18 protein-coding genes, 1 tRNA gene and 2 pseudogenes are annotated in these 12,095 nt (G+C 64.3%); 12 read left to right on the top strand and 9 right to left on the bottom strand.

Going from position 1 to position 12,095, the window contains the following annotated elements:
- Nucleotides 1-23 precede the first annotated feature (23 nt).
- Together AC3WL8_RS12675 and AC3WL8_RS12670 are read right to left on the bottom strand one after the other, a co-directional pair.
- Nucleotides 24-800 carry a PP2C family protein-serine/threonine phosphatase gene (locus tag AC3WL8_RS12675; RefSeq protein WP_013957489.1) on the bottom strand — a complete coding sequence of 259 codons (777 nt, stop codon included), beginning with the start codon at nucleotides 798-800 and terminating at the stop codon, nucleotides 24-26.
- A 74-nt stretch (nucleotides 801-874) separates the two neighbouring features.
- The gene (locus AC3WL8_RS12670; protein WP_492378337.1) at nucleotides 875-1,396 is read right to left on the bottom strand and encodes a hypothetical protein; all 522 of its coding nucleotides are present in this window, start codon (nucleotides 1,394-1,396) and stop codon (nucleotides 875-877) included.
- Here AC3WL8_RS12670 and AC3WL8_RS12665 point away from each other — a divergent pair.
- From AC3WL8_RS12665 to AC3WL8_RS12650, 4 genes are all read left to right on the top strand, one after another.
- Nucleotides 1,376-1,867, top strand: a complete 492-nt coding sequence (locus AC3WL8_RS12665) for a lecithin retinol acyltransferase family protein (RefSeq protein WP_013957487.1) — start codon at nucleotides 1,376-1,378, stop codon at nucleotides 1,865-1,867. The two genes, AC3WL8_RS12670 and AC3WL8_RS12665, sit on opposite strands and share 21 nt — an antisense overlap.
- A gap of 34 nt (nucleotides 1,868-1,901) precedes the next feature.
- Nucleotides 1,902-2,132: a hypothetical protein gene (locus AC3WL8_RS12660; protein ID WP_013957486.1), complete on the top strand. Its 231-nt coding sequence runs from the start codon at nucleotides 1,902-1,904 to the stop codon at nucleotides 2,130-2,132.
- Between the two features lie 62 nt (nucleotides 2,133-2,194).
- A tRNA-Arg gene (locus tag AC3WL8_RS12655) sits at nucleotides 2,195-2,269 on the top strand.
- 182 nt (nucleotides 2,270-2,451) lie between these two features.
- Nucleotides 2,452-2,796, top strand: coding sequence for an Arm DNA-binding domain-containing protein (locus AC3WL8_RS12650; protein ID WP_492378336.1), 345 nt, complete (start codon nucleotides 2,452-2,454; stop codon nucleotides 2,794-2,796).
- A gap of 81 nt (nucleotides 2,797-2,877) precedes the next feature.
- Here the strand turns inward: AC3WL8_RS12650 and AC3WL8_RS12645 are convergent, their stop codons facing one another.
- Nucleotides 2,878-3,399: a DUF1643 domain-containing protein gene (locus tag AC3WL8_RS12645; protein WP_492378335.1), complete on the bottom strand. Its 522-nt coding sequence runs from the start codon at nucleotides 3,397-3,399 to the stop codon at nucleotides 2,878-2,880.
- 446 nt (nucleotides 3,400-3,845) lie between these two features.
- On the opposite strand from AC3WL8_RS12645, the gene AC3WL8_RS12640 reads away from it, so the two are divergent.
- Nucleotides 3,846-4,049 (top strand): hypothetical protein, encoded by a 204-nt coding sequence (locus AC3WL8_RS12640; protein ID WP_492378334.1) that lies wholly within the window; start codon nucleotides 3,846-3,848, stop codon nucleotides 4,047-4,049.
- Here the strand turns inward: AC3WL8_RS12640 and AC3WL8_RS12635 are convergent.
- Nucleotides 3,988-4,701, bottom strand: coding sequence for a hypothetical protein (locus AC3WL8_RS12635; RefSeq protein ID WP_492378333.1), 714 nt, complete (start codon nucleotides 4,699-4,701; stop codon nucleotides 3,988-3,990). The two genes, AC3WL8_RS12640 and AC3WL8_RS12635, sit on opposite strands and share 62 nt — an antisense overlap.
- A 32-nt stretch (nucleotides 4,702-4,733) precedes the next feature.
- On the opposite strand from AC3WL8_RS12635, the gene AC3WL8_RS12630 reads away from it, so the two are divergent.
- Nucleotides 4,734-4,970 (top strand): hypothetical protein, encoded by a 237-nt coding sequence (locus tag AC3WL8_RS12630; RefSeq protein WP_492378332.1) that lies wholly within the window; start codon nucleotides 4,734-4,736, stop codon nucleotides 4,968-4,970.
- A gap of 73 nt (nucleotides 4,971-5,043) precedes the next feature.
- Nucleotides 5,044-5,361, top strand: a complete 318-nt coding sequence (locus tag AC3WL8_RS12625) for a hypothetical protein (protein ID WP_041228034.1) — start codon at nucleotides 5,044-5,046, stop codon at nucleotides 5,359-5,361.
- A 4-nt stretch (nucleotides 5,362-5,365) separates the two neighbouring features.
- On the opposite strand, the pseudogene AC3WL8_RS12620 reads toward AC3WL8_RS12625, so the two are convergent.
- A pseudogene (locus tag AC3WL8_RS12620) lies at nucleotides 5,366-5,668 on the bottom strand (DNA cytosine methyltransferase); the annotation flags it as partial.
- A gap of 492 nt (nucleotides 5,669-6,160) precedes the next feature.
- Nucleotides 6,161-6,433 (bottom strand): hypothetical protein, encoded by a 273-nt coding sequence (locus AC3WL8_RS12615; protein WP_492378331.1) that lies wholly within the window; start codon nucleotides 6,431-6,433, stop codon nucleotides 6,161-6,163.
- Between the two features lie 606 nt (nucleotides 6,434-7,039).
- Here AC3WL8_RS12615 and AC3WL8_RS12610 point away from each other — a divergent pair.
- From AC3WL8_RS12610 to AC3WL8_RS12595, 4 genes are read left to right on the top strand one after another with little or no spacing between them, the layout of a single operon-like run.
- Nucleotides 7,040-8,221 (top strand): glycosyltransferase family 4 protein, encoded by a 1,182-nt coding sequence (locus AC3WL8_RS12610; protein ID WP_211980007.1) that lies wholly within the window; start codon nucleotides 7,040-7,042, stop codon nucleotides 8,219-8,221.
- Between the two features lie 18 nt (nucleotides 8,222-8,239).
- Complete coding sequence (locus AC3WL8_RS12605) at nucleotides 8,240-8,965, top strand: polysaccharide deacetylase family protein (RefSeq protein WP_211980006.1); 726 nt, start codon at nucleotides 8,240-8,242, stop codon at nucleotides 8,963-8,965.
- Nucleotides 8,966-9,021: 56 nt separating this feature from the next.
- The gene (locus AC3WL8_RS12600; protein ID WP_018313432.1) at nucleotides 9,022-9,231 is read left to right on the top strand and encodes a hypothetical protein; all 210 of its coding nucleotides are present in this window, start codon (nucleotides 9,022-9,024) and stop codon (nucleotides 9,229-9,231) included.
- 32 nt (nucleotides 9,232-9,263) lie between these two features.
- Entirely contained in the window at nucleotides 9,264-9,500 is a 237-nt protein-coding gene (locus AC3WL8_RS12595) for a hypothetical protein (RefSeq protein WP_041228032.1), read from the top strand.
- 27 nt (nucleotides 9,501-9,527) lie between these two features.
- Here AC3WL8_RS12595 and AC3WL8_RS12590 read toward each other — a convergent pair.
- Nucleotides 9,528-9,686: pseudogene (locus tag AC3WL8_RS12590) on the bottom strand (transcriptional regulator); the annotation flags it as partial.
- Nucleotides 9,687-9,688: 2 nt separating this feature from the next.
- Nucleotides 9,689-10,021 (bottom strand): DMT family transporter, encoded by a 333-nt coding sequence (locus AC3WL8_RS12585; RefSeq protein ID WP_010813574.1) that lies wholly within the window; start codon nucleotides 10,019-10,021, stop codon nucleotides 9,689-9,691.
- A gap of 265 nt (nucleotides 10,022-10,286) precedes the next feature.
- Between AC3WL8_RS12585 and AC3WL8_RS12580 the strand changes: the two genes are divergently transcribed.
- On the top strand, nucleotides 10,287-10,796 hold the full coding sequence (locus AC3WL8_RS12580) for a hypothetical protein (RefSeq protein WP_211980004.1): 510 nt from the start codon (nucleotides 10,287-10,289) through the stop codon (nucleotides 10,794-10,796).
- Between the two features lie 17 nt (nucleotides 10,797-10,813).
- Here the strand turns inward: AC3WL8_RS12580 and AC3WL8_RS12575 are convergent, their stop codons facing one another.
- Complete coding sequence (locus AC3WL8_RS12575; protein ID WP_492378330.1) at nucleotides 10,814-11,992, bottom strand: benzoate/H(+) symporter BenE family transporter; 1,179 nt, start codon at nucleotides 11,990-11,992, stop codon at nucleotides 10,814-10,816.
- Nucleotides 11,993-12,095: the final 103 nt, after the last annotated feature.

The following is a 12,095-nucleotide window of genomic DNA, read 5'->3' as shown; positions in this document are numbered from 1 at the left end:
CGAGGCTGCTGGGGGTCGTGCCTTCAGGCGTCCAGTTCGGGATTGACCAGCGTCTTGTCTGAGCCGTAGGGGTCCGCCGCACGCAGCACCACCACCGACACGTTGTCGCGGCCGCCGGCATCAAGCGCCATCTGCACCAGCGTCGGCGCGGCCTGCGCAACATCCTGCTGTGCTAGCACCGCCGCGATGTCGTCATCGTCGACCTCGTTGCTCAGGCCATCGCTGCACAGCAGGTAGACGTCGCCATCGGCCACCTCGGTCAGCAGTTGCTCCGGCGCCAGCGTCGGGGCCGCGCCTACGGCGCGTGTGATGGTGTTCTGCGCGGGATGGTGGCGCGCCTCTTCCGGGGTGATCAGCCCGCGCGCCAGTAGGCGCTCGACCTGGTTATGGTCGCGCGTGAGGCGGGCGAACTGGCCGCCACGCAGCCGGTACAGGCGGCTGTCGCCGGCCCACACGCAGGCGCATCGGCGATCGCCCGCCAGCAGCACCACCACCGTGCTGCCGATGCAGCGCACGCCCAGGCGCGCCGCTTCATCGACCAGTGCCAGGTTCACGCCCTGCAGCGCCGCGCGCGTGGCGTCGACCCGGTCTTCCAGTCGGGGGTGCGGCGGCAACGTGGCCAGCGCCTGGACCACGGCCTGGCTGGCGAAGTCCCCCACGGCATGGCCGCCCATGCCGTCGGCCACCGCCCACAGGCCCTGGCTGGGCAGGTCCAGGCAAGCGTCCTCGTTGCGTTCGCGCACGCGCCCGACGTCCGTGCATGCGGCCGAGGTCCACTGGAAGTGCGAGTCGAAACCCAATCTTGTCTCCGGTCCGCGTGAAGCCCCGGACTAGCCGGGGCGCTGCCACGGCGGCGCTGGCCCTCAGATCAGCATCAGATCAGCCGGCCGTCGTTCCTCGCGCCCTGGTCGCCCAGGACATTGATATTGGCGTTTGGCGCGTTGTTGCGGATATCGATGTTCTGGAACTGGTTGTTCATCTGATCAGCATAGAAGCTGTAGTTGATCTCGTAAAAGATGATCACTGTCCCGAGCGGCAGCGCAGACGAGGGCACGAACGGGCGGATCCACCCGAATACCGGCTGCCCGCCGGCGCCGCGCACACCGGCCATGGGCGGGTGCGGTACCGGTATTGAGCAAGGCGCGTGCCACAGCATGGCGCGGCAGGCCTCGCCGCGCGCGGCGAATGGTGCCAGCCAGCCAACAGATCGGCCGCCATGCAGTTGGCTGCCATCCGACAGTCCATCCCCTCCAAAACCCTCGGATTCCCGCCAAACCATTGCCCTGCCGTCGCTCCCTGGTGTTGGCATGGTTGATGCGGTTGGTCTGGCATAGAGCAGCAATGCCTGCAGCAACCAGACAGACCGAGGCCAGCCATGAACATCCAGGAACAACAAGAACGCGCTACCGGCGGCGACGATCGCTTCGCCGACCCGCTGCCGCTCGGCGCCCACCTGGTCACCGATCGCCACGGCTACGCCCATCATGGGATCTATGCCGGCGCCGGCCGCGTCATCCACTACGCCGGTTTCGCCCGCTCCCTGCAAGCCGCGCCGGTTGAAGAAACTACCCTTGAAGCCTTCGCCGCCGGTTTCGGCATCGCCGTCAGGCCGGAACCCTGCGCCCGCTTCGCCGGCCGCCAGGCCGTCGAACGCGCCCGTTCCCGCGTGGGCGAAAACGCCTACCACTTGCTGACCAACAACTGTGAGCATTTCTGCTCCTGGTGCCTGTCCGGCGAAAGCCGCAGCGAGCAAGTGGAAACATGCATGCGCCGCCCGCGCGCCGCGCTGCACATCGGCTGGCTGCTGCTGGGCGCGCTGCTGCAAGCCCAACTGGGCGGCCTGAACCTGGGCCTGAGCCTCGCCTGAAGCGCGCGGCCATCACCGAATCAAGGAGACTGCCATGTCCGGACTGATCGACTGGGAACTGCGTTGCAACCTGCGCGGACAAGCCTGCCACCGCAGTTGCGCCACTGCCGCCGCCAGTTGCGCCCGCGGCCGCCACCGGCCGGGGCGCCGCGCCCTGCGCCATGCCGGCCGGCCGACGCGCCTGCCATCGTCCGGCCGCCTTGCCGGGCGAGGCCGCCGGGACGGGTCCACCATCGCGGGCGAGCCGGGCAGTTGCGGATTTTGATATACTCCGGGCCGTCTCCAGGATCACCGCGCCCGCGGTTCCCGATCCTGACGGTCCTGTCCCTCGCCGTAGTTCAATGGATAGAACGAGCGCCTCCTAAGCGCTAGATACAGGTTCGATTCCTGTCGGCGGGACCACAGAATGGTTCGCTGTGGTTCTCTGAAGTTCTCTTTCCCCAAGTAAATCAAGGCATTCCGGGCAGTCGACGTTCGCGGCCCATCCGCGTCGAGCCGCTATCCGATACAAAACTCCGCAACGCCAAGCCGAGGGAGAAGGCGTACAAGCTCGCCGACGGTGGTGGCGCCTGTTTCTCGAGGTAATGACGGATGGCCGCAAGCTTTGGCGCTTCCGGTACTTCAGACCATCCGGGTCGGAAAACCGGCTGGGCTTCGGCACCTATCCGGAAGTGTCCCTAGCCCAGGCGCGCGCGCAGCGCGATGCCGCCCGGGCCATCGTTGCGGATGGTCGCGACTCTGGTGCCGTGAAGCAGGAAGAGAAGACAGGAGAAATTATGGCTTCGTACGATGTGCTAAGGGAGATCGTCCGCAATGGTAGCGACCTGACGCTGGCTTCTTCTATTTCCTACGAATGTGATTCGCGAGTTGGTGGAGCTTTCGTAGCGGTCCGGTTCGAAGATCACTGTTCCGACCTCTATGAACTATGACTTGATACTCGAGCTGTCGAGGACATATGGAAAGTCGATTGCCTTCGTCGATGGCTTGTCCAATTTCAAAAAGGACTAGCCTCAAAAGCTGAACGGCTGCGGGCGGGTCCTGGCTGCGATGTAGAGGGGGTGCTTCGGGCTGCCGTCCTTGTTCAGGCCCAGATGGTGCAGCAGGGTGCCGTGCCCGGACATCCTGATGATCCGCAGCACCTCGGCCGCGCGCGCCGGCGCCGCCTTGTGCGCTCCCCAGGCGCAAATCACCAGCGAGCAGCGATCCAGCGCGTCCATGATCGAGCAGTTCGCCGTGTCCTCGCGCCCGAGCGGCGCAGAGTGCGTCAGCAGGCCCTCCGGGTCGGTTGAGCGCAGCGGGAACAGGTTCACCGCCTCCAGCCGGCCGTACTTGCCGGCCAGTGCCCGCTGCATGCACCTGGTGATGGTCGGATCGTTGACCTGGTGGTCGGCGGTAGACGGGTTGAGCATGATGAAGCCGAGCGCCGGCCGGCTTTCGTCCCACTGTCGCCAGAGCCGGTACCGGTACTGCTCGCAGTCGGAGAGGATGCAACCGGCCTCGCCGTCGAGGGTGGGTTCGATCAAGCGCTTCATACCCCAATCTCCTTAAGCGCCACCCTCAAGGCGAGGGGTGACCAGGATGTGCAGCTGCGCGCCGCGTGCTAGGGTGTATTAAATGGCCGTTGAATTGATTGCGACGGATCCTCGGTTGTCGGTATGAGGGGGCTTACGATGTCTATCGCAAGGTATCGTGGTTACATAGTCGATGGGTTCGCAAAACCCGCCGGCAACGGAGTGTTCGCATCCCTGGGGCGCGTGAGCAGAGGCCGCCATATCATCAAGGAGTCCGACGTGCTGGGACTTCACGAATGGAAGGAACGTGCCCAGAGCGAAGGCATCACGTGGGCTCAGAGGTATGTTGATCAGCTTGAAGGCCCACATGATGCCTAGCTCGGTGTGGACGGTCGAGCCGTCAGCCTCCGGCCAGGAATGGCGGTGTCGGGGCATGCTAGGATTTCCCTTCCAGATCGGAGGTCGTCATGACAATCGAGAGCTACCAGGACTACACAGTTCGTGGCTTTGCGAAGCAACTGGCTGATGGTTCGTTCGAAGCCTTTGGCACCGTGCAAAAGGACCATCTCATTCTGGAGGCGTCTGAGCCTCTGGGCTCCTATGCAACGTTCAACCTTGCCGTCGCGGCAGGCATCGCATGGGCGAAAGCATGGATCGAGGGTCAACGCTGAACCCTCCGGAACTCCACCACCCACACCCAAGGATTGGCTTCCCACGCGCCGGCGCCTTGATGCTGTCCCACAGCGTGCGATATGAGTCCACCGGGTTCAGGCACATCTGGCAGCTCGGGTTGCTGTAGTCGGTCCATCCATCCAGTTCCGGTGCGATGCCCTCGGCGATTGCGTCCGCCTCGCTGCAGTCGTTCAGCCGTTCGACGCGCACGCCGGTGATCTCCAGCGTGATGCGCGACGCCCAGCGGGGCATATGGATGCTCACGCGGGTTTTGCCGCGTGGCGAGATCGGGTGCTTCGGCTCGGTGGCGTCGGCCGGATACCAGAGGCCGCCGTTGTCGACCTTCCAGGTGCCGGGATGCCGCATGGCCGGCCGCAGCCCGTCCGCGCATGCGCCGGCAGCCCAGACCTCCTTCACCCAGAGGCGGTCGAAGAGCTGACCGTAAGGGCAGGGCAATTCCTCGATGCAGTACCGGCCGCGCTTGCGAGGGTCTTTCGGGACAAGGTCGCCAGTCTTCTCGCCCTGCGTTGCACCGCTGACATACCACTCGGCCCACGGCAGTTTAAAAACGCGCCTGGTCTGGGTCTTCCGGCGGCCCAGGATGGCGCGCACCATGGCGCCGCTAAAGAGGATGGGGCGTTCTTTCGTCATGCTAGGATGCCTTGAATGGATTGGAGGCCGCCATGGAGCGCGTGACCGAGTACCGTGGATTCGACATCCATGTCGATGTACAAAAAGTGTCCGAGGACATGTTCAACGTCTGGTTCGAGATTGAAGGACCTATGAGCCCGCCTGGAGTCGCTGCCATTGGAAAGCGCATCAAGGTCTTCGGCGGGCCGTACTCGCAGCGTTGGGCATACCTGGTCGCCGAACTTGCCGGCAGAGCCGCGGTGGATGTAATTCTTGGCGTGGAGGAATAGGCTTACGCCGCCATCCCTATCCGCCTTGCTACCTTAGCGTGCTACGCTTTTTTGGAGCGATAGGGGGCAAGCCATGGCGAACTTCGAAACCGATGCCGAAATACTCGAGTGGATTGCTAAACACAGCGAAGACGAATTCCGGCAGCACGTAGAGCGCCACACGTTCGGCGATAGGCGTTTAGAGAACGCTCGTGCATATCTCGATCGGATCGACAGCCAGCGCGCGGAGTTGCGCGAGGAACGAGCGCTTCTGGCGACGGAGCAGGCAGCGGGGGCGGCGCAGGACCAAGCCGAGACTGCGCGACAAGCGCTCCGCATTTCGAAATGGGCTCTCGGTATTGCTATCGTTTCCGCATCTGTGGCGGTGGCGGCCTTGTTATCCGGAAAATAGCCCATTACATCGCCTCCGCCGGCTGAGCCACTGCCAAGGCCACTGCGACAGGCCTCACCCACACCGGCGTGGCCGACAGCTTGAACGTCTCGCCGGTCTCTGCGAGCAACAGCGTCGTGCCCATCACCTCCGCGATTGCCTGAGCAGCGTCCGGCGGCACTGCATTTCCGATGCGCTCGCGCCAGGCCTGGTCGCTCAGCCAGTCCAGCTCGAGGTATTCCACCGGCTCGATCAGCGAGTGGATGGCCGCCAACTCCAGCGTGGTGAACGGCCGGTGCCAGGTGCCGTCCAGCGCGCGGATGATGGCGCCGCCGGACAAGGCGACGACGCCCTGCGCTATTTGCGCCAGCGTGCCCTGCGCACAGCAATGCGCCGTAGCGCTTCCGCCTTCATCGTTGCCAGCCGGACTTCTTGCTCTGGCGTCCTGACTTCCCCGCGCCACCCTCGCGAGCCTGGAGTGCCACTGGCATAGTCTGCCTCCAGCTTTTCGACGATGCAGGGTTCATCCGTTAAGGTGCGCAGCCAGCTATCGGCCATTACCCCGCCTGCCCCGTACAGCAGCTCTGCGATGTAGTGGGCCTGCTGCACTATTACGCGCAACCGCGCAATTTCCCAAAAGCAAGTCCCGAACATCCGGGTTGCGATGCCGCAGGCCGATGTCGCGCAACTCGTCTTCCGACAGCGCTGGCAGATCCCGGGGCAATTCTTTGGCTGGCATGGACGTAAAATCTTTGTGGTCTGACGGATTGGTGCCGGTAACTCAGGAATCTCCCGGATCACACGGATTTTTATCCTCTCGCTATGGCCGCTGGCGGCGCGCGAACATCGCCGTGCTCGGCCCGAGTTCTATCCATGGAGCTACCGGGTGCCGCTGCACTCGGCCATCGGCGTGAAAAGATAGGTAGTCAGGCGTCCAGCGCAGCGCGCGCACATGGCGCACATCGAGGCCATGGACGGTGATCCCGTCTCGCGCCTCGCTGACACCTTCGCAGGCCAGCCGCTCTTCGACCAGGTCGTCGGCAAAGAACCGCGCCTCCAGGAACACCGAACGCGCGGCGAGTATGATGTCCATAGCGGTTCGCTTGAGTACTGTATGGATATACAGTGTACCCAACCGCCAAATCGGGCAGCAAATTATTTTCGGGGCACCGTAAAGGGCACTGGGAATATCACAATCCTATAATCCCGCGCCCATAAACGGTTTCCTGCGGATTTATGAATCCTGTCGGCGGGACCACAGCCAGGGCTTTCCCCCAAAACCCCCCTCAAACACGTCGGCGCAAGCTCCCGATCTTTGCCAGGCGGTTCCATTTTTTTCTCCCGCGACATACCGCCATACAAGATTTGGCGGCCGCCCTGCGCGAGGCGCAAGTTGGCAACGCTCCCCCTTCACGGCCGGTATCGGCAGCTTGCTGCCTTGACAGATGCTGTCAACGAGAAGCATTCTCAACACGTTACGGAATGTTACGACAGTGGCACGATCGATAGCTGTGCGATGCTGGTAGCTGCCAATCCCGAGGCAATGTGATGGCTATCCCGCCGCTGTTTTGGCGATTTTTGCCGAAGAAGGCGGAAAATGTGGATCAAAGCGGACCCGCCCGCTGGGGCTTCGGGCGAACCCTCATGGGTGGTTCTGTAATTTGCTGTAATGATTGAATGCTAGTCTGGCAACAAAGGAATGCCGGCGGTGGAGAAAGAATTGCGAGTGCTGTTCACGAACTTTCACCGGGGAAACGGTGGAGGGCATGACACCTATGTCATCAACCTGCTGGCAGGGCTGGCGCCGGCACATGAAGTGACCGTGGCGGCTCCCCGGACCAGCCGTCTGTTCCGGCTTGCCAGTGGGCACGCAGACGTCGAGGTGGCGGCGGTTGATTTTGCGCCGAGAGGCCTGCGCTGGCTGCGCGAGTTGTGGGCGCTCTGGCGGATCATCACCCTTGGGCGCTTCGATATCATCCATGTCAACGGTTCAGCCGATCACAAGCTGGTCATGCTCGTGCGCCTGGTTGCCTTGCGCCGGCCGCGCGTTGTCTATACAAAGCACAACGATCACCGCAGCAACAGTGTCGGCAACTGGCTGCGCGCGTGCCTTGGTACCCACCATGTGATTGCGGTCAGCGACTATGTCGCCCGGAAGCTGCGTACCTCCCCGTACAGCCGTGTGCCGGTGACCACCGTGTCCCATGGCATCGACATGGGGCACTTTGCACCGCCGGCGCCGGCGGAGGCCGATGCGCTGCGGGCGCGATACTTCGGTGCCGGCTCGGCATGCACGGTCTTCGTCAGTACCGCGGGTACCCGCTACGAGAAGGGCTGGACGGACCTGCTGGAAGCCGTTGCACAATTGCCCGCCCACTTGCGTAGTGGTGTGCGTGTGATCCTGGCTGGCGAAGCGCCCTTGCCATGCATGACGGGGAAGGTCGCGGCGCTGGGACTCGGCGATCAGGTCGTTTTTACGGGCTTGCTGGACGATGTTCGCCCCACCCTGGCGGCAGGGCATACCGCCTTTGTGCTGTCGCGGAGCGAGACGTTGTCGTTTGCCTGCCGCGAAGCCATGGCGATGGGCCTGCCGGCACTGGTTTCCGATGCCGGCGGCCTGCCTGAGAACGTGACCGACGGGCAGGACGGCTGGGTGGTGCCATGCGCCAACATCGCGGCACTACGGGCGCGGCTGGAGCAAATCCTGTCGGCGCCTGAGCGGCTGGCCGAGATGGGTGAGGCTGCCCGGTCAAAGAGTCGGGCGTACTTTGGCATGGATACCTTCGTCGCCGGCACACTCGCCGTGTACCACGCGGTTCTCGAGCCGGGAGCGCGGCCTCAACCCCTGCCAGCCGCGCTGACCCAGAGCCCCAGCCAGTAACCGCGCGCTTCGCCCGTCATGTCGATCCCGATCCTGACCTATCACCAGATTGATATCGTGCCGCCCCACGGCGCGCCGTTTCGTGGCCTGACCGTCAGTCCCGCGCAGTTCCGCCAGCAGATCGCCTGGATGCGCCGGCTGGGCTATCGCGGCCTGTCGATGCGCGAACTCATGCCCTATGTTCGGGGCGAGTCTACCGGCAAAGTGTTCGGGATCACGTTTGACGACGGATTCCGCAATGTCCACCGGCATGCGCTGCCCGTCCTGGCGGAGTTCGGCTTTAGTGCCACCAATTACTTTGTGTCCGGCCAGATCGACGGCAGCAATGTCTGGGACGCCAGCCAAGGCGTGCCGCCTGCTCCGCTGATGAACGCCGAAGAGGTGCGGGAATGGGCCCGCCTCGGCCAGGAGGTTGGCGCCCATACGGTCGACCACGTGCACCTGCCGGCATTGCCGCTGGCGGAAGCCCGCCGGCAGATTGAAACCTCCAAGGCAGCGCTGGAGGCCTTGGTGGCGATGCCGGTCACGGCGTTTTGCTACCCTTATGGCGAACAGCAGGCGGTGCACCGGGAAATGGTGCGCGAGGCCGGCTACAACAACGCCACGCTGACGCAGCGCGGGCTGGCGCGTGCCGATGACAACCCTTTCGGCCTGCCGCGTGTCCATGTGCATTGCGGCACTAACCTGTTCCGCTTCCTGCAGAAATGCCTGACGCGGCATGAGGACAAGCGGCGGGGCGACTGATCTGCCGGGACAACATGCCGTTGCCCAACAATCCTCCAATCTCCGGAGAGCTCGCCATGGAACTGAAATACAAGGGCCGAGAGATCTCAATCCAGGCCAAAAAGGACGCGAGCGGCCAGTGGGACTGGTCATATGGCATCCGCGGTCACGGACACCGGCACAACACTGGGGCGCTTGCTCCTTCGGAATCGGTCGCGATCGATAACGCCTATGCGTCCGCGAAACGGGAGATTGACCAGGCCACTTCAGGCGACGCCAACGACTAGTATTTCCTGAGCTCTCACTGGTGGAGAAAGACATGGATCTCCAAGGGTTCACGTATTACCGCGACCACTGGTATGAAGCATCGGCAACGTCCCTTGGCGTTGGCGGGCCCTGGCAAGGTGAGGTGACCATCTGCGCGAAAGCGGCAGATGGAGCGCCGCTCAAGGTCTTCGATCACCATCTTGTTCCGGGCCAGTTCTTCAGCGAAGGCGAGGCATGGCAGCATGCCTCGGACTGGGCCAGGACGCAGATCGATGCGCGCTTTGGCTAGCACGCGCACCAGCCGCTGCGCCGGTGCTCACGCCTCACTGCGCTCGGCGATCAGTACGTTGGCAGGAATCTTCAGGTCACGGTGCAGCCGCCGAATCATGGCCAGACTCAGGGCGCGCTTGCCATTGAGCACTTCAACTGCATATACGCGGTTTAGGTTACCCAGGTAGGGTTGCATGTCGCCCACGATCAATGCGCGCTCGTCTTCGAAAACAGCTGAATGACGGCGACGCCGGCAATAATCAGACCAATCCCAGCGCAAGCCGCCAGGTCCGGCACCTGCCGGTACAGCACCACCGCGATCAGCGACACCAGCACGATCCCGGCCCCGCTCCAGATCGCATAGGCAATCCCCACCGGCACTGTCCGCATCACCAGCATCAGCAAATAGAACGCCGCCACATAGCCGGTCACGACCAGCACGCTGGGGACCAGCCGCGTAAAGCCTTGTGACGCCTTCAGGCTGCTGGTGGCGATGACTTCGGCGACGATGGCGAGGGCGAGGAGCAGGTATCCGTTCATGAGAGCGCACAAATGGGTGGGCCGAAATGGGCCGAAGCCGGCATCTTAGCGCCCCCGCATGTTGCGCCAAAGCCGCGTCCCTCCCTTGCGGTGGTTGTGCAAAGCGGCAATGGGGGATTGAATGTGGCTATAAAGGCGAAAACAAGCGGGCGCATGGCCGGCCCGCGGCACAAGAAAGTCCTACAAGGCAGTCGCGGTAGTCAGCCCGACCAAGCCGGCACGAACCTCACGATGCCGGCGGCGGGCATGGGGTAAGGGGAGCGGTATGCATCACAATGGCATCGACGGCACGTCCGCCTGGACGTCTTCGCAGTCCGGGGACGGGGAGCCCGCACCGGACGCGAATCCGTGGCAGGACACCATCGCCGCGGCGGACCACGCACTGGAAGAGGCCTCGCGCATCCAACGCGGCGTGCAGCACAACCTGAAGCTGTTGCAGGAAGTGCGGTCGCTGCGCGAGGAGTTGCGCAAGGCCCATGCGGAGGTCGATCGCTATCGGGGCATGCATGCCCGGGTGGTGGTCAGCATGCGCCAGCTGGACGACGACCATATGGGGGAAATGAGCCGGCTCCAGGCGGCGAGCGAGATGCTGCAGGTGCGCCATCGCGTCTACAAGCTGATGGCCGAGCACTACGCGCGCGTGGCCTTGAACCTGGATCCGGAAACCTTCGCGGCCCACCGCGACCGCGTGCTGCAGCATGTCTTGTTCCAGCGCCGCAGGGGCGTGTCGCCCGACCATATCAGCTACGCGGACGTGGCTTTCCTGATGCTCTAGCGCCTCAAGCGCGATGCTCAGGCGGCGCGCTGGCGCAGCACGTGGAACGCCAGCATGCCGCCCACCACGCCCCAGAACGCAGAGCCGACACCCGCCAGGGTCATGCCGGACGCCGTGATCATGAAGGTCAGCAGCGCGGCTTCGCGCTCAGCCGGAATTTGCATGGCCACGGTCAGGCCGTTGGCGATTGAGCCCATCAGCGCGAACGCGGTCACACCCACCACCAGCGCTTGCGGAAAGGCGGTAAACAGCGCCGCGATGCTGGCGGCCAGCGTGCCCGCGACCAGGTAGCCCACGCCGCAGACCACGGCCGCGGTATACCGGCGGTTGCGGTCGGGGTCGGCCTGCGGGCCGGTGCAGATGGCGGCGGTGATCGCCGCTAGGTTGACGCCGTGCGAGCCGAACGGCGCCAGCACGGCCGAGGTCAGGCCGGTGATCGAGATCAGGCGCGAGGCCGGCACGTGGTAGCCGTCGGCTTGCAGCACGGCCAGCCCGGGGATGTTCTGCGAGGCCAGCGCCACGATGAACAGCGGAACCGCCATGCTGACCAAGGCCGACAGCGAGAACGCCGGCGTGGTCCACACCGGCACCGCCAACGCCAGCCGCACGCCCGAGAAATCGAGCTGGCCGAGCACGCCGGCGATCACCGCTCCCGTCAGCAGCACCCCTGGCACCGCATAGGCCGGCCACAGCCGCCGCCCGAGCAGGTAGGCGGCGAACATCGCCAGCAGCAGCACGATCTGGTGCTGCGCCTGCACGAACACATCCACGCTGATGCGGAACAGGATGCCGGCCAGCAGGGCAGAGGCGATGCTGGCCGGCAGGGCGCGCATCAGCTTGTCGAACCAGCCGGTCATGCCGGCCGCGGCCATCATCAGCCCGGCCAGCAGGAAGGCGCCGATGGCTTCCGCGTAGGGCACGCCGGGCAGGCTGGCGATCAGCAGCGCGGCGCCGGGCGTGGACCAGGCCACCACGATCGGCACGCGCAGCGCCAGCGACAGGCCGATGGTGGTGATCCCCATGCCCATCGACAGCGCCCAGATCCAGGAGGAGATCTGGGCATCGGTCAGGTGGGCGGCGTGGCCGGCCTGGATCATCAGCACCAGCGAACTGGTATAGCCGGTGAGTGTGGCGACCAGCCCGGCGACGAGCGCAGACACGGACAGGTCGGACAATTTCAGTGAAGCGGTGGTCATGAGGTTGGCGGCAGGCCATTGGCACGGCCGACATCTTCGCATGAGTGCCTTGGCCGTACCAATTTGCCGCGGCGGCGTCCGGAAATCGCGGTTGACGGGGCTT

This window comes from Cupriavidus sp. FW305-F7 (assembly GCF_058782875.1).
Note: the sequence above shows the minus strand (reverse complement) of the source record. Positions and strands in the feature narration are given on the sequence as shown.